This window comes from Streptomyces puniciscabiei, from assembly GCF_006715785.1.
Lineage (GTDB): Bacteria > Actinomycetota > Actinomycetes > Streptomycetales > Streptomycetaceae > Streptomyces > Streptomyces puniciscabiei.
In genome coordinates, this window is sequence record NZ_VFNX01000001.1 from 4,059,646 (window position 1) to 4,075,864 (window position 16,219).

Below are 16,219 nucleotides of genomic sequence, written 5' to 3' on the forward strand. Positions count from 1 at the left end.
CGGGTCAGCTCCTCACGAGGGTCGCGGCGGCGGGGGCGGGGACGCGCCGCGCCGGCGGGATCACGGGCGGGAGAGCCTCCGGCGGCTCGCCGAGCAGCACCCGCCGTACGACGCGTTCGGCGGCCCGGCCGTCGTCGAACTCGCAGAACCGCTCCCGGAACGCCGCCCGCAGCGCCGCGGCCTGCTCACCCGCGTACGAGCCGTCCCGGAAGACGGCGGCCAGCTCCTGAGGGGTGCGCGCGACCGGTCCGGGCGGTTCGGCCATCAGGTCGAAGTAGACGCCCCGGGTCTCCCGGTAGACGTCCCAGTCGTCGGCGTACACCACGATCGGCCGGTCCAGGTTGGCGTAGTCGAACATGATCGAGGAGTAGTCGGTGACCAGCGCGTCCGCCGCCAGGCACACGTCCTCGGCCGAGCGGTGCGCGGTGACGTCGATGATCCGGCCGTCGCCGCGGCCCGGCCCCCGGTCGTAGAAGTAGTGGGCGCGCAGCAGCACGACCACGTCCTCGCCGGCCGCCGCGCAGAACGCCTCCAGGTCCAGGCCGGGCTCGAAGCCGGTGTGGTGGTCGCGGTGGGTCGGGGCGTAGAGGACGGCCGTGCTGCCCTCGGGGACGCCCAGCTCCCGCCGGACGCGGGCCACGTCCTCGCCGGTCGCCGTGTAGTAGACGTCGTTGCGCGGATAGCCGTACTCCAGCGCCTCCCAGGAGCCGGGGAAGGCGCGCTCCCACATCTGGGTGGAGTGGCGGTTGGAGGAGAGGTTGAAGTCCCAGCGGTCGACCCGGCCCAGCAGTTTCGTGTAGCTGCCGGACTGCGCGGCCACCACCGGGTACGTCGACTGGTCCACGCCCATCGTCTTCAGCGGGGTGCCGTGCTGGGTCTGCAGGTGCACACTGCCGGGCCGCTTGACGATGCCCTCGGCGAAGTTGGCGTTGTTCACCAGGTACTTGGCGCGGGCCAGCACCTCCCAGTAGCGGCGGGAGCCGATCACCGCGTACTCCACGTCCTCCGGCATCGTGTGCGCCTGGCCGACCTCGACGAGGAACACCGAGCGGATGTGCGGGGCGAGTTCGCGGGCCTTGGCGTGGATCGCGGCCGGGTTGCAGGTGTACCCCCGGCCCCAGTAGGCGCAGTACACGGCCAGGTTCTCGTCGAGCGGGCGGTGCAGGTCGCGGGCGTAGCGCAGCCGGGTGCGCACCGCGCGCGGGCGCGGCAGGCTCTCGGCGGTGTGCACGGCCAGCTGGTTGGCGCCACGCAGCGCCCGGAACGCGCTGTACGCCCCGGTCGCCAGCAGCCGGTGCTGCACGCCCAGGCTGCCGCCCGGGGCCCGGAAGCCGGCCGGGCGGTGGCGCCGGTAGAGGCGGGCGGCGCGGCGGAAGAACGCCCGGTGCCCGGACGGCAGCCGCTCCGGCCGGGACGCGGTCTTCAGGACCTGGGTGAACAGCTGCTCGAAGAGCGCGCGCGTCCGCTCGGCGGGCAGCTCCCGCTCGGCGGCCCGGGTCAGCACGAGCTCCACCTGGCCGAGCAGGTCGTGCTGGTGCGGCCCCGGCAGGTTCAGCCGGCTGCCCTGCCGGCGCAGCCGGTGGCGTACCACGACCCGGCGCAGCACCGCGATCCGCCCGGCCGCGAGCGTGGTCAGCCCGCCCCAGCCCAGGTCGGTGAAGTGGCTGTCGGGAAAGGCGAGTTCGTGCTCGGTGAGGAAGTCGCGGCGGTAGGCCGCGCTCCACGCCGGGAGCTGGACGCCGGTCAGCTCCGGCAGGTCGGCGGGGGCGAAGGCACCCTTCGGCGCTCCGGCGAACAGCGGCGCGGCCGGGTTGGTCGGCTCGCCCTCCCACCAGGGGGCGCGCTCGTGCTCGGCGTAGAGGACGTCGACGCCGGCGGTTTCGGTCAGCCGGGCGTCCAGCGCCGCGAGGGCACCCGGCAGCAGCAGGTCGTCGCCGTCCAGGAACAGCACATACGCGCCGGTCGCCGCACGGATCCCCGCGTTGCGTGCCCCGCTCAGACCGGCGGACGGCGGCGAGTGGACCGGGGTCACCCGGGAGTCCCGCTCCGTGTGTCCGGCGGCCACGGCGCCGGCCGGGGAGTCGGGGGCGTCGCAGACCGGGATCAGCTGCAGATCGCCGAAGGACTGGCCGAGAACCGAGTCCAGCGCCTGGGACAGCCGGGCGACGACCCCATGGGAGGGGACGATGATGCTGAAGCGGGGCATTCTGCTCTTTCTGTTGTCTTGCGGACGCGTGTCGTGCGGAGGCGTGTCCAGACGACAGGGCCTGGGCCGGCCCCGCGACCGGGCCGCCCCGCCGGACGCCAGGTGGACGGCCGGCTCGGGGTCGGCCGCGTCGAGCCGAGGGGCACGGGAACTCCCGAAGAGATCAACGCCCTTCAGCGCCTCTCGGTGACGGGGAGGGAACCGGAAGGTTGCGGCACGGTGGCGGTGGCCAGCGGGGAGCGCGCACAGGCGGCCGACGGCACCGGCTTGCGCTGCTCCAGCGGCACCACCGGCGGCAGCCCCGACCCGCCCAGCACCACATGCCGTGCGACCCGCTCGGCGGCGCGTCCGTCGTCGTACGGGCAGAACCGCTCCCGGAACGCCGCCCGCAGCTGGGCCGAGCGCGAGCCGCACCAGTGCCCGGTCGCGAAGATGTCGATCAGCTCGTCCTCGCTGCGCGCGACCGCGCCCGGCGGGAAGGCACGCAGGTCGAAGTAGGTCCCACGGGCCGCCTGGTACGCCTCCCAGTCGCCGGTGTGCACCACGATCGGCCGGTCCAGGTTGGCGTAGTCGAACATGATCGACGAGTAGTCGGTGAGGAGGGCGTCCGAGGCCAGACACAGCGACTGCACGCTCGGATGGTCACCGACGTCGACGATCCGGCCGCCCGTGGCCAGGGGGCCGCCGCGGGTGGGGTGCGGGCGGGCCAGGATCACGAAGCGCGGGCCGAGGCGGCGCACGATCCGCTCCAGGTCCAGCAGCGGACGCTGGGTGCGCAGATAGTCCCGGTAGGTCGGCGCGTACAGGATCGCGACCGCGCCCTCCGGGATGCCCAGCGACTGGCGCAGCCGGGCCACGTCCGCCGAGGTCGCCCGCTGGAAGACGTCGTTGCGCGGCGACCCGTACTCCAGGGTGCGGTACCGGCCCGGGAGGACGCGCTCCCAGGTCAGGGTCGAGTGCCGGTTGCCGGACAGGACGACGTCCCACTGGTCGACGCCGCGCAGCAGCCGGGCGAAGTCGGTGTCACGGGCCGCCGCCGGGCGCTCCTGGAGGTCCAGGCCCATGTGCCCCAGCGGGGTGCCCTGCCGGGTCTGGACCAGGATCTGCCCGGGGCGCTTGCGCAGGCCCGGGTCCAGGACGTCGTCGGTGACCAGGTACTTGGCGCGGGCCAGCGCCGTCCAGTAGGCGGCGGTGCCGGGCCGTAGCCGGCGCGGCCCGGGCGGGACCCTGTGCTGGTGCTCGGGACGGGCGATCCACGCGGTGCGGATGTGCGGGACATGGGTGCGGAACGCCTCCTCCAGGGCACCCGGGTCGCCGCCGTGGCCCCGGCCCGCACCGGAGCCGAACACCGCCCGGTCGGCGCGCACGGGCAGCCGCAACTGGATCCGGTAGTGCAGCCGCAGCACGCCGGTCCGCACGGCCCGGGCCAGCTTCACCACCGCCTTGAACGTACGCCGGCGCACGGCCGAGACCAGCTGGAACGCGCGGAACGTGCGGTGCAGGCCGAAGCGGACCAGGATGGCACGGCGCCGCATCCGGGCTCCGGGGACGCGGTGGCGGCGGTAGTGGGCGCGCGCCCGGCGCAGGAACTCGCCGTGACTGCCGCGCGGCAGCCGGTCGCGCTTGGTGAACACGGTGGCGTAGTGGTCGATCATCCGGCGGAACAACTCAGGCCGCCAGCACGCCAGTTCGGGATGCTCCTCGACGTACGCGAAGACCCGGTCGTACTGCTCGAACAGATCGAAGTGCCTCGCGCTGGTGGTGCCGAGGATGTTGCCCTGCCGGCGCTGCCGGTAGTGCACGCACACCCGGTCCAGGGTGCTGATCGACCCCGCCGTCATCAGCACCGGGAAGGTCCAGGGGGTGTCCTCGTAGTAGCCCGGCGGGAAGGTGAAGCCGTGCTCCTCCACGAACTCCCGCCGGTACGCCTTGTTCCAGGCCACCATCAGCACCCTGAGCAGCCCCGGCCGGTCCTCCAGACGGAACGGCGCCGCGCTCTGCTCGGTGAGCTGGCCGGCGAGCTGGTTGCGCACCACCCGGCCGTCCCAGTAGGTGCGCGCGTAGTCGTACACCAGGACGTCCGGCTCGCCGGTCTCCTTGATCCGGTCGGCGATCGAGCGCAGCGCGTCCGGGGTGAGCGTGTCGTCGCTGTCGAGGAAGACCAGGTAGTCACCGGTCGCCTCGGCCATCCCCGCGTTCCGGGCCCGCCCGAGCCCCTGGTTCTCGGCCAGGTGCACGGGTCGCACCCGCGCGTCCCGGTCCGCGTACTCGTCGATGATCGCCCCGCAGGCGTCCGGGGAGCAGTCGTCCACGGCGATCAGTTCCAGATCGGGGTACGACTGCGAGAGCACCGAGTCCAGGCACTCGGAGAGGTACGCCTGGACCTTGTACGCGGGGACAATGACACTGAACCTGGGCAAGGGACATCCAAGGGTCGTCGGTCGGCGCGGGGTTTCTGACCGGAAACGGCCGATGGAGTGAATTGGTTACGGTTCGTACGGCATGTGGGGGACTGCGGGGGGACGGCGGGTGAACGGCGAGGGGCGGGCCCCCTTGTGGCCCGCCCCTCTGAAGAGTGCTGAGAACTGCCCTTACTTGACCGCGCCCGCCATCACCCCGGACACGAACTGCCGCTGGAACGCGAAGAACACGGCCAGCGGGATCACCATGGAGATGAACGCACCGGGAGCCAGCACGTCGATGTTGTTGCCGAACTGCCGTACCTGCGTCTGCAGCGCGACCGTGATCGGCTGGGTGCCGGACTTGGTGAACACCAGCGCCACCAGCATGTCGTTCCACACCCACAGGAACTGGAAGATGGCGAGGCTCGCGATCGCCGGCCCGGCGAGCGGCAGCACCACCCGGGCGAACAGCCGCAGTTCACCGGCGCCGTCGAGACGGGCCGCCTCCAGCAGCTCGCGCGGGATCTCCGCGAAGAAGTTCCGCAGCAGGAACACCGCGAACGGCAGACCGAAGCCGGTGTGGAACAGGATCACGCCGAGGATGCTCCCGAACAGGCCGATCTTCCCGAACAGTTCGGCGATCGGGATCAGCGCCACCTGCACCGGCACCACCAGCAGGCTCACCACGCCCAGGAACCACCAGTCCCGGCCCGGGAACTCCATCCACGCGAACGCGTAACCCGCGAGGGAGCCGACCACGACCACCAGGACCGTCGCCGGGACCGTGATCAGCACGGTGTTCCACAGGGAGTGGGTGATGTCGCCGTTCTCCAGCAGCTTCCGGTAGCTGTCGAAGGTGAGCTGGGACGGCTTGGTGAACACCTTCCACCAGCCGCTCGCGCTCATGTCCTCCGGCGAGCGCAGGGAGGAGGCGAGCAGCCCGATCGTCGGCACCAGCCAGAACAGGCCCACGACGATCAGGAAGGCGCGGACCAGACCGCCGTTGATCTTCTCCAGCAGCCAGGTCATCGCCGCACCTCCCGCCTGAGCCGACGGATGTTGAACGCCATCACAGGGATCACGAGCACCAGCAGCAGCACCGCGATCGCGCTGGCGACGCCCGGCTGGTTCTCCGCGAAGCCCTTGCGGTACAGCTCCAGGGCGAGCACGTCGGCGTCGTCCTGGGAGGAGCCCGGCGCGATGATGTAGACGAGGTCGAACACCTTGAGCACGTTGATCATCAGGGTGACGGTGACGACCGCGAGGACCGGCGCCAGCAGGGGCACGGTGACCTTGCGGAACACCTGCCACTCGTTCGCGCCGTCCACCCGGGCCGCCTCCAGCAGCTCCCGGGGCACGCCCGCGAGCCCGGCCGCGATCAGCACCATCGCGAAGCCCGCCCACATCCACACGTACGCCCCGATGATCGCGGGGGTGACCAGCGTGGGGCCGAGCCACTCGACGCCGTTGTACGGCTCCCGGAAGTTGCTCGCGGGCAGCCGCAGCCGCGCGCCGTCGGCCGAGGCGGGCAGGGTGAAGGTGCCGTCGCCGGCCGCCTTGGTGGCGGCGACCACCGTGCCGTCCTTCACCGCCTCGATCCGCATCCCGGCGTAGCCCAGCTCGGACGGGTCGGGCGCGCCGAGCCGTCCCACGCCCTTGCCGCGCGTGAAGTCCTGCCAGGTGGTGCCGGTGATCCTGCCGGGCTCGGGCCGGGCGGCCACCGCCCTCTTCGCGCTGTCCGGCATCTGGTCCGGGGCCACGCCGACGAGGGGCAGGGCGACCGGCTGCCCGGCGTGCACGGCGGCCTTGGTGACGAAGCCGCCGCCTTGGGGCACGAGCGGCGACTCACGGCCCGGGTGGGCCTTCGGGAACGCCGACGACTGCGCGAAGGTGTCGTGGACCCCCACCCACACCGCGTTCGCGACCCCCTTGTGCGGATCCTGGTCGTACACCAGCCGGAAGATGATCCCGGCCGCCAGCATCGAGATCGCCATCGGCATGAAGACGACCAGCTTGAACGCCGTTCCCCAGCGCACCCGTTCGGTCAGCACCGCGAAGACCAGACCGAGCGCGGTGGAGACCGTCGGTGCGAACACCACCCAGATCACGTTGTTCTTCAGGGCGGTGCGGATGCCGTCGTCGGTGAAGAGGGTCTTGTAGTTGTCGGCGCCGGCGAACCCGTCGCCGTTCGCGTTGTAGAAGCTGCGGATGACCGAGTACCCGATCGGGTAGACCACGAGCGCGCCGAGCAGCACCAGGGCGGGCAGCAGGAACAGTGCTGCCACGGTCTTCCGGGTGCCGGTCACGCTCCTACGACTGCGGGGTGCGGCCGGACCCGGTGGGGCCCCGGCCGTCGCTGCCGACGTCATCGCCGGATCAGCTCCCGTTTCCGTACGCGGCCGCCGCGTCCTTCTCCAGCTTCGTCTGGGTGCCCGTCACGTCCGCCGGGTTCTTCAGGAAGTCCTGCAGGTCCTTCCACTCACCCTTGCCGGGGGTGCCGCCGAAGGCCTGCGGGGCCTGGTCGGACATGTCGAAGCGGAAGTCGTCGCCGGACGCGATCAGTGCCTTGGCGATCTTCTGCTGCACCGCGTTCGGGTACGCCGAGAGCGGCACGTTCTTGTTCGGCGAGAGATAGCCGCCGAGCTTCGCCTGGATCGTCGCCGCGTCCGGGGAGGCGAGGAAGGTGACCAGGGCCTGGGCCGCCTTGGAGTCCTTCAGGATCACCGCCGCGTCACCGCCGGAGACCACCGGCGCGCTCGAGCCGACCGCCGGGAACGGGAACACCTTCGCGTCCGTGCCCACCTTCGCCTTGGTCTCACCGATGTTGACCTGCGCGAAGTCGCCCTCGTAGACCATCGCGGCCTTCGGCTGGTCGCCGCCGGTGAAGGTCTGGGTGACCGAGGCCGGGAACTCCGTCTGCAGCGCGCCGTCCTGGCCGCCCGCGAGATAGTCCTTCTTGCCCCAGAGCTGCGCGAGGGTCGTCAGTGCCTGCCGGACCGAGGGATCCGTCCACTTGATCCTGTGCTGGGCGAGCTGGTCGTACTTCTGCGGGCCCGCCTGGGACAGATAGACGTTCTCGAACCAGTCCGTCAGCGTCCAGCCGTCCGCGCCGCCGACCGAGAACGGGGTGACACCGGAGTCGTACACGTTCTGTGCCGTCTTCAGCAGCTCCTGCCAGGTCTTCGGCTCCTTGCTGTTCGCACCCTCGAACACCTTGGCGTTGTACCAGATCAGCGACTTGTTGGCGGCCTTGTAGTAGACGCCGTACTGCTTGCCGCCCACCTTGCCGATGTCCTGCCAGCCCTGGGAGTAGTTCTTCTGCAGCTCCTTCAGGGCGTCCGGGCCGAGCGGCTTGGCCCAGCCCCGCTGCACGGCCTGCTTGATGGCGCCGGGCTGCGGCAGCATGGCCACGTCCGGCGGCTGGCCGCCCGCGATCTTGGAACCGACGAAGTTGATGATCGGGTCCTGGGCGGGCACGAAGGTGACCTGCGCACCGGTGCGCCGCTCGAACTCGGCCAGCACCTGCTTGAAGTTCTTCTGCTCCTGACCGGTCCAGACGGCGGCGATCTCCAGGTGCGCGCCGTTCAGCTTGGGCAGGCCGACGGTGGAGGTGCTCTGCGAGGGGCCGCCGCTCGTGCCACCGTCCTTGGTGTCCTTGCCGCTGCTGGAGCAGGCGCTGAGGGCGAGGGCTCCCGTGAGGAGCGCGGCGAGTGTGGTGACGGTCCTGTGTGTCCGGATGGTGCTGCTGCTTCTGCTGCGCATCACTTCCCCGTTCGTCGTTCTCCGTTGAACGTCGTTGAACGTCAAGAAGACTGTCCCGTGCGGTCCGGTCTACGCCGGGCCGCTCGGAGGCGGCAAGAGCGCCTGCGGTGTCAAGCGGCGCATCGTGACCGGCTCGTGACCGGGGGTGTATGCGTCGTTCTCCGGTTACAGCTTCGGTGACAGGGGGGCTGTCGGCTACAGCAGGGACGGCACCTGAGCCGCCGACACCTCCCGGGCCGCCCGGTCCACCGCGCTCGCCAGCAGGGCCAGGTCGGTGGGGCCGTTGCCCAGCTCCCGCACGGGCCGGCGGGCCGGGGGGTCGCCCATGCGCTGCCAGTCCAGCGGGACCACCGTGGGCCGCTGGGTCGCGGTGCGCGGGATCCGGCCCGTCACCCGGCCGGCCTGGAAACCGACGACCCGCCCGTCGGCGTACGCCAGCCGGCCACGGCCCGGCGCCGGTTCGTCCGGCCCCTGCCGGGGAGCGTCCAGCACGACCCGCAGGGCCGCCCGGCGCGCGGGCTCGGTCTCCGCCGTACGACCGCCGGTCCCGGCCGCCGCCACCAGGTGCACCCCGAGTCGCTCGCCCTCCCGGGCCACCGCCTCCAGCGCGCGCATCACCGAACCGGCGGCGGGCCGGCCCGGCGAGCCGAGCGGGGGCGATACCAGCGCGTCCAGATCGTCGACGACGACCACGAGCCGGGGCAGCGGCGGCGCGGCCTCGGCCTGCTGCCGTGCGGCCGCCCCCGGCCGCAGCCGCAGGGTGGAGCTGGGCGGCGCCTCTATGTCCCCGCTCGCGGTGCCGGGCGTGCGCTGGGCGACGATCCGGCCCGACACCTCACGCCCCGCGTGCCACTGCGCGAAGTCGGTCCGGCCCAGCAACTCCGCCCGCCGCTTCAGCTCGGCGGCCAGCGACTGGGCGAACTCCCGCATGCGCACGGGGTCGTTGGCGATCAGATGGGTGGTGACATGCGGTATGTCGGTGCACACCCGCAGGCCCTCGCCGTGCCCCGCGCCCGTCCCGACGCCGTCCCGCCCGTCCATCAGGACGACCCCCAGCCGGTCCGGCCGCTCGGCGGCGGCCAGCGAGGCCACCACGGCCCGCAGCAGCTCCGTACGGCCGCTGCCGGCGGGCCCCTCGATCAGCAGATGCGGTCCGTCGGCCACGAGATCGGCGGTGAGCGGCCCGCGCGGCCCGGCACCGAGCACCGCCCGGGCCCGGCCGCCCAGCGCCTGGGTGTCGTCGGCCGCGTCGGCCCAGCGAGCCATCAGCGACGCCGGGGTGGCCCGGGCCAGCCCCAGCTCGTCCAGCAGCCGCGCCGACTGCGGCAACGGTGCCGCCACGCGCGTGTCCCGCTCGCCGACCGGGCCGTCCGGCCGCAGCGGCGCCAGCGCCCGGGCGAACCGCTCCGCCCAGGCGAGGGACACGGCGTCCACGGCGGCGAGCGTCCCCGGTCCGACGGGCCCGCCCGGCGCCACCCGCAGCAGCCGCAGCGCCGTCGCGACATCCCCGCTGAGCAGCGCGACGGCACCGCAGTGCCGGAACGTCGGCAGCACCGCGCACGCGGCCTCGTACGTCCGCGTCACGGGGGAGGCGGGCGAGGCGGGTTCCGTCTCGGCGAGGCAGAGCACATGGATCCCCACCCGCGGCCCGGCCACGGCAAGCCGCGCCAGGGCATCCCGCAGGGCGCCGCCGCCGGGATCGCCGTCCACGACGACGACGGTGCAGGGCCCGGGGAACCCGCTGCCCCCGCCGACCTCGCCCTCCTCCTTGGCCCAGGAGGGGCGGCGGGTGGGGGCGGTGGGGGTTTGTCCGGGGGCGGGGGAGCCGGTTCGAGCGGGGGTGCCGGTGGTCCCCGCGGTGGCGCCATGGGGGCCGGTGGCCTGGCCGTGGACGGCGGAGCCGGTGCCGGGGTGGCCGGAAAAGCTCCCCTGGGCGGTGACGTCCGGGCGCTGCGCGGGAGCGCCGAACGCCTCGGTCGGGGTGCCCTGGGCCGGTGTGCCCGACGGGGAAGGCTGGGCGGCAGCACCCGAGCCGGTGCCGTGCGCGGAGGCACCGAACGCCTCGGACGGGCTCTGGGCCGGTGCGCCCCTGCGCGGCGTCCCAGCGGTGCCCGGGCGGGCGCCGGGCGTCGCTGTGCCGGTCGGCTCGCCGTGTGCGGTACCGGGTGCCGGGACCCGGGCGGGGTGGGCTGCCGTTCTGCCGGTCGCCGCGTGGTCGTCGAGCCGGCGCAGGAGCTCCTCCGCGCGGGCCGCCGCCTGCTCGCGGTCGTAGGCCAGCAGCAGCCGGCAGTCCTGGCCGTGGCCCGGCCTGACATGCGGGAGCCAGCCCAGCCAGGACCACTCGGCCGTGCGCTCCTCCACCGGGCGGGAGCGGTCGGCACTGATCAGCACGATCTCCAGCAGGTCGGGCGAGTGCAACGCGGCCAGCTGGGCCAGCGCCGCACGGGCCAGCCCCGACAGCCGGGGCCGCGGCCCGGCCAGGCCCAGCGCGCCCGCCTCGCGCAGCGCCGCCGTCACGGGCACCGCGGGAAGCACACCGGAGCCGTCCGGCGCGCTCCGGTCCGCCGTGCCGAGCCGCACGGTCAGCGTTTCCGGATGACCGGGCCCCCGCTCCCACAGCCGGGGCCCCGGGCCGAGCGCGGTCAGCAGCAGTGCGGCGGGATCCGGCCAGGTCTCCTGCTGCTGCGACGCGGAGACGGCCGGGCCGGCGCCGGCATGGGCGTCGGTGCCGTCGTACGCCTCGGGACCGGCGGACTGTTCGCCACGCCCACCAGCCAGCCGGCGCGCCCAGGCACCGAGCCCGCGCCGCCGTGCGCCCTGCGGCGCGTCGATGCCGCGGAGCCCCGCGTGCGTGTCCCCGCTGAAGGCCGCACCGGATGCGCTCTCGATCCGGGGCGCCCCGCCCTGCCCCGGCACCACCGCCGGCTCCCCCCGCCGATGCTCCTGCCCCCCACTGCCGGAGGTCCCCCAGCCACCGGACCCGTAACTGTGCTGCCCCGCCTCGGAGGCACTCCGCCCCCCACGCCCGGACGCCGACCCGCCCCCACGGGCCGCGGAGGGCACTCCATCCCTAGCCCCACCAGCACCTGCATCCACCGAAGGCACTTCATCGCCAGGAGTCCAGCGCGCACCCGCAGCCGGCGATCCCGGGCCCCCGGCGCGCCCCGCACCCGCCGATGCCCCCCGCCCGCCCACGGCGGAACCCGCACCCGCCGCCGGCGATCCCGCCCCACCAGGGCCACCCGCACCCGACGACGATGCCCGCACGGGTGGTGCCGGTGGGAAACCGAACCCCGAGGCCCCCGACGCACCCGCACCCGGCAACGCGTCCCGAACGACCCGGAGGCACCCCTCACCGTCGGGGACGGTCGGCGCCCCCGGCCCCCCGGACGGAGCAACCCGAAGCGCCGACTCCCCGATCCGCAGCAAGCCCCCGGCAGGGACCCGCACCGGGCGCTCGCCCACCCGCGCCCCGTCCAGCGCCGTGCCGTTCGTGGAGCCGAGGTCGGCGACGGACACCTGGCCGTCCGCCGCGACGGTGACCGCGCAGTGCAGCCGGGACACGTCGGGGTCGTCCAGCGGCACGTCCGCGTCGGCCGAGCGGCCCACGGTGATCCGGCCGCCGTGCAGCAGATGGACCCCGCCCGCGTCCGGACCCGCGACGACATGCAGCTGGGTGGGGGCGTCGTCGAGCTCGGGATGCGGCTCGGGGGCCGCGGGCGCGCCCAGGGACAGCACGGCGCCGTCGACCAGCGGGGGCTCGCCGAGGGTGCAGCGGCGTGGATCCAGCCGCTCGGTGCCGGCGTAGAGCACGACGGAGGAGCCGGCGGTGTCGCGGCCCTCCCCGGTGACCGCCCCGGCCAGTGCCGACGCGACCGCGGCCAGGTCCGTGCCCGTGGGCGCCGTGACCAGCACGTCGCGGCTCGCGGCACGGCCCCGCTGCGGGGACGGGCCCAGCGGGTCTACGACGGTCAGCCGGATCTGCATCGGCGTCAGCGGTCCCTTCTGCGCGGGTCTGCGCGGGACGGACTTCCCCCCACCCCACACGAGCACGTCGGCCAGTACTGGAAGGCATCCTCGCACCTGCCACCGACAACGCGCCCGGAACCCGGAGAGAAGTGATCTTGATTGGTCGGCTCTGCCCCCAAAAGTGCCTGACCAGTGCCGCACCGGCGATCACTTGAGATCGGTCACGTCCGGCTCCGGCAACCAGGAGACCGGGACGCGCGTCTTTCCGTCGACACGTGGTGCCCACAGGGGCGGCACTACAGTGGGTCGGAACAACCGGAACGACAACCGGAATGCAGCGAAGCAAGCACCAGCAAGCAGCAGGGAGCGCGTGACGTGCGGCCAGTCGGCAGCAAGTACCTGCTTGAGGAGCCGCTCGGACGCGGCGCCACAGGCACCGTCTGGCGTGCCCGCCAGCGCGAGACCGCGGGCGCCGAGGCGGCCGTACCCGGGCAGCCCGGCGAGACGGTCGCGATCAAGGTCCTCAAGGAGGAGCTGGCGAGCGACCCGGACATCGTGATGCGCTTCCTGCGCGAGCGGTCCGTGCTGCTGCGCCTCACCCACCCGAACATCGTCCGGGTCCGCGACCTGGTCGTCGAGGGCGATCTGCTGGCGCTGGTCATGGACCTCGTCGACGGCCCCGACCTGCACCGCTACCTGCGCGAGAACGGGCCCCTGACCCCGGTCGCCGCCGCGCTGATGACCGCGCAGATCGCCGACGCGCTCGCCGCGAGCCACGCCGACGGCGTCGTCCACCGCGACCTGAAGCCCGCCAACGTGCTGCTCCGGCAGCACGAGGGCCAGATGCACCCGATGCTGACCGACTTCGGCATCGCCCGCCTCGCGGACTCCCCGGGCCTGACCCGCACCCAGGAGTTCGTCGGCACGCCCGCGTACGTGGCACCGGAGTCCGCCGAGGGCCGCCCGCAGACCTCCGCCGTGGACATCTACGGCGCCGGCATCCTGCTGTACGAGCTGGTCACCGGCCGCCCGCCGTTCGCCGGCAGCACCGCTCTCGAAGTGCTGCACCAGCACCTGAGCGCCGAGCCGCGCCGCCCCTCCACCGTCCCGGACCCGCTGTGGACGGTCATAGAGCGCTGCCTGCGCAAGAACCCCGACGACCGGCCCAGCGCCGAGAACCTCGCGCGCGGCCTCAGGGTCGTCGCCGAGGGCATCGGCGTGCACGCGAACGCCGCGCAGATCGCCGCCGCCGAGGGGGTGGGCGCGCTGCTGGCCCCCGACCCGGCCCCGACCGCCGTCCCGGGCGTGCCCGGCGCCGCCGACCCCACCCAGGTGCTGCCCCAGGGCTCGGCGGGGTCCTACGACCCGAACGCCGCGACCAGCGTGCTGCCGCACACCGGCGGACCCGTCGGCGCCGCCGACCCCACCGCCGTACTGCCGAACACGGGCGCGGCCGACCCGACGGCGGTGCTGCCGAACACCGGCCCGCAGGGGCAGCAGCCCGAGCAGCCGCACCCCTGGCAGACCCAGCTGCGCGCGGCCCGCGACCGCAACGAGCAGACGCAGATCCAGTACCTGTCCCCGGAGGACGACCCGCTGCGCCACCGGCCCCAGCGGCAGGTGGCCCGTCCGCAGCAGCAGCCGCGGCAGGCCCCGCAGGCCCGCCCGCAGCAGCCGCAGCCGCGCGGCCGGCAGCAGGGGTACCAGCAGGGCTACGGCTACGCGCCGCAGCAGCCCCAGCAGTACGCCCCGCCGCAGGCGCCGCAGCGGTACGCGCCGCCCGCGCCGGAGCCGCAGCGGCCCGCCCGTGAGCCCCGGGCGCCCCGCCGGCGCAGCGCCAATCCGATGAAGATCCCGGGACTCGGCTGTCTGAAGGGCTGCCTGTTCACGATCGTCATCCTGGTCGTGGCGAGCTGGCTGATCTATGAGCTGACCCCGCTGCACACCTGGATCGGCCAGGGCCGGAGCTACTGGCACGAGGTGAGCCACTGGGCCGGTCAGGTGAGCAAGTGGGTCAAGGACCTGGGCGGCTCCTCGGGCGGCGGCAACTGACCCGGTGTACTCGCGGTAACTGATCGCGAGTTTGCGGATTTGTCGACATCTGGCGGGTGATTTCCGTCTCCGCGGTGAAGGTTGGCTCCCCGGACGCGTAGTTTTAACGACACCACGCGACAACGCGCGTCTGTAGGAGCAGTCTTGGCACGGAAGATCGGCAGCCGGTACACCGCGAACCAGATCCTGGGGCGGGGCAGCGCCGGCACGGTGTGGCTGGGCGAGGGGCCGGAGGGTCCCGTCGCCGTCAAGCTGCTGCGCGAGGACCTCGCCTCCGACCAGGAGCTCGTCGGACGCTTCGTCCAGGAGCGCACCGCGCTGCTCGGCCTGGAGCACCCGCACATCGTCACCGTGCGCGACCTGGTGGTCGACGGCAACGACCTGGCCCTGGTCATGGACCTCGTGCGCGGCACCGACCTGCGTACCCGGCTGGAGCGCGAGCGGCGGCTGGCCCCCGAGGCGGCCGTGGCGATCGTCGCCGACGTCGCCGACGCGCTGGCGGCGGCCCACGCGGCCGGAGTCGTCCACCGGGACGTCAAGCCGGAGAACGTGCTCCTCGACATGCAGGGCCCGCTCGGGCCGGGCGGCGCGCATCCGGCGCTGCTGACGGACTTCGGCGTCGCCAAGCTGATCGACTCGCCCAAGCGGACGCGGGCCACGAAGATCATCGGTACGCCGGACTATCTGGCCCCGGAGATCGTCGAGGGCCTGCCGCCGCGCGCGTCCGTGGACATCTACGCCCTGGCGACGGTCCTGTACGAGCTGCTGGCGGGCTTCACCCCCTTCGGCGGGGGCCACCCGGGCGCGGTCCTGCGCCGGCACGTCACCGAGACGGTCGTCCCCCTCCCCGGTATCCCGGAGGAGCTGTGGCAGCTGATCGTGCAGTGCCTGGCCAAGGCGCCCGCGTCCCGGCTGCGCGCCTCCGAGCTGGCGGCGCGGCTGCGGGAGCAGCTGCCGACGCTGGCCGGGATGCCGCCGCTGGACGTGGACGAGCCGGACCTCTCCGAGGAGGCCGCCGATGAGTCGCTGCCGCCGGCTCCGCCGGGGGACGAGCCGGTACGGCGGCGGGGTGCGGTGTCCCTCGTCCCCGGGGCCAAACCGGACTCCAACCGCGACACGCACACCTCGATGAGGGTGCCGGGGCCGGACGAGCTGGCGGGCGGGGCCCACGGGACGGCGCGCGTTCCCCGGGCCACCGGTGCGCCCCGGCCGGGGTCGGCCCGGCACCGGGCCGCGGTGCGGCGGCGCCGGGTGACGCTGGGGGTGGCCGGGGTGGTCCTGGCCGCTGTCGTGGGCGTCGGTGCGTGGCTGGCGTCCGCCGACGGGGACTCGGACGCGCCGTCGGGCACCCACAGCACGTCATCCCCCTGACGCACCAGCTGATCGGCCGGTGGGCCGGCCGGTGGGCGGGCGGGGGTGCCTCCGGGTCGTTCGGGACGCGTTGCCGGGTGCGGGTGCGTCGGGGTCCTCCGGGTCGGGTTGCCCACCCGCACCACCCGTGCGGGCGTCGTCGCCGGGTGCGGGTGGCCCTGGTGGGCCGGGACCGCCGTCGGCGGGTGCGGGTGCGGGTGCGGCCGGGGCGGCTGTGGGTGCGGGGCGCGCTGGTGGTGCGGGGTCGTCGGCCGGACGCGCGGGCCGCGCTGGTGGGGCAGGATCGCCGTCGGCGGGTGCGGGTGCGGGTGCGGCTGGGGCGGTCGGCTGGCGCCAGCCGGACGTGCGGGGCGCGCTGGGAGCGTGGATCCTGCGTCGGACGTTCGGGGCGCGCTGGTGGGGCGGGATCGCCGTCGGCGGGTGTGGGTGCGGGTGCGGCCGGGGCGGCCGGCGGGGG

The 16,219-nt window shown here is 74.0% G+C and carries 8 protein-coding genes; 2 read left to right on the forward strand and 6 right to left on the reverse strand.

Annotation, left to right across the window (positions count from 1 at the left end):
* Positions 1-4 precede the first annotated feature (4 nt).
* From FB563_RS18745 to FB563_RS18770, 6 genes are all read right to left on the reverse strand, one after another.
* On the reverse strand, positions 5-2,206 hold the full coding sequence (locus tag FB563_RS18745) for a bifunctional glycosyltransferase/CDP-glycerol:glycerophosphate glycerophosphotransferase (protein WP_055707219.1): 2,202 nt from the start codon (positions 2,204-2,206) through the stop codon (positions 5-7).
* 173 nt (positions 2,207-2,379) lie between these two features.
* Positions 2,380-4,626 (reverse strand): bifunctional glycosyltransferase/CDP-glycerol:glycerophosphate glycerophosphotransferase, encoded by a 2,247-nt coding sequence (locus FB563_RS18750; protein ID WP_055707218.1) that lies wholly within the window; start codon positions 4,624-4,626, stop codon positions 2,380-2,382.
* Positions 4,627-4,797: 171 nt separating this feature from the next.
* Positions 4,798-5,637: a carbohydrate ABC transporter permease gene (locus FB563_RS18755; protein WP_055707217.1), complete on the reverse strand. Its 840-nt coding sequence runs from the start codon at positions 5,635-5,637 to the stop codon at positions 4,798-4,800.
* Positions 5,634-6,914: a carbohydrate ABC transporter permease gene (locus FB563_RS18760; protein WP_055707216.1), complete on the reverse strand. Its 1,281-nt coding sequence runs from the start codon at positions 6,912-6,914 to the stop codon at positions 5,634-5,636. Before FB563_RS18760 ends, FB563_RS18755 begins: the two co-directional genes overlap by 4 nt.
* A gap of 70 nt (positions 6,915-6,984) precedes the next feature.
* The gene (locus FB563_RS18765; RefSeq protein WP_055707215.1) at positions 6,985-8,370 is read right to left on the reverse strand and encodes an ABC transporter substrate-binding protein; all 1,386 of its coding nucleotides are present in this window, start codon (positions 8,368-8,370) and stop codon (positions 6,985-6,987) included.
* Positions 8,371-8,565: 195 nt separating this feature from the next.
* Positions 8,566-12,357 (reverse strand): FHA domain-containing protein, encoded by a 3,792-nt coding sequence (locus FB563_RS18770; RefSeq protein WP_142218804.1) that lies wholly within the window; start codon positions 12,355-12,357, stop codon positions 8,566-8,568.
* A 357-nt stretch (positions 12,358-12,714) separates the two neighbouring features.
* Between FB563_RS18770 and FB563_RS18775 the strand changes: the two genes are divergently transcribed.
* Positions 12,715-14,391, forward strand: coding sequence for a serine/threonine-protein kinase (locus tag FB563_RS18775; RefSeq protein WP_055707519.1), 1,677 nt, complete (start codon positions 12,715-12,717; stop codon positions 14,389-14,391).
* 144 nt (positions 14,392-14,535) lie between these two features.
* Positions 14,536-15,762 (forward strand): serine/threonine-protein kinase, encoded by a 1,227-nt coding sequence (locus FB563_RS18780; RefSeq protein WP_142218805.1) that lies wholly within the window; start codon positions 14,536-14,538, stop codon positions 15,760-15,762.
* The last annotated feature ends 457 nt before the right edge of the window (positions 15,763-16,219 follow it).

Excerpts from the sequence above, each read along its gene's own strand:
- FB563_RS18765 (WP_055707215.1), bottom strand. The coding sequence starts at position 8,370 with ATGCGCAGCAGAAGCAGCAGCACCATCCGGACACACAGGACCGTCACC.
- FB563_RS18745 (WP_055707219.1), bottom strand. The coding sequence starts at position 2,206 with ATGCCCCGCTTCAGCATCATCGTCCCCTCCCATGGGGTCGTCGCCCGG.
- FB563_RS18770 (WP_142218804.1), bottom strand. The coding sequence starts at position 12,357 with ATGCAGATCCGGCTGACCGTCGTAGACCCGCTGGGCCCGTCCCCGCAG.
- FB563_RS18755 (WP_055707217.1), bottom strand. The coding sequence starts at position 5,637 with ATGACCTGGCTGCTGGAGAAGATCAACGGCGGTCTGGTCCGCGCCTTC.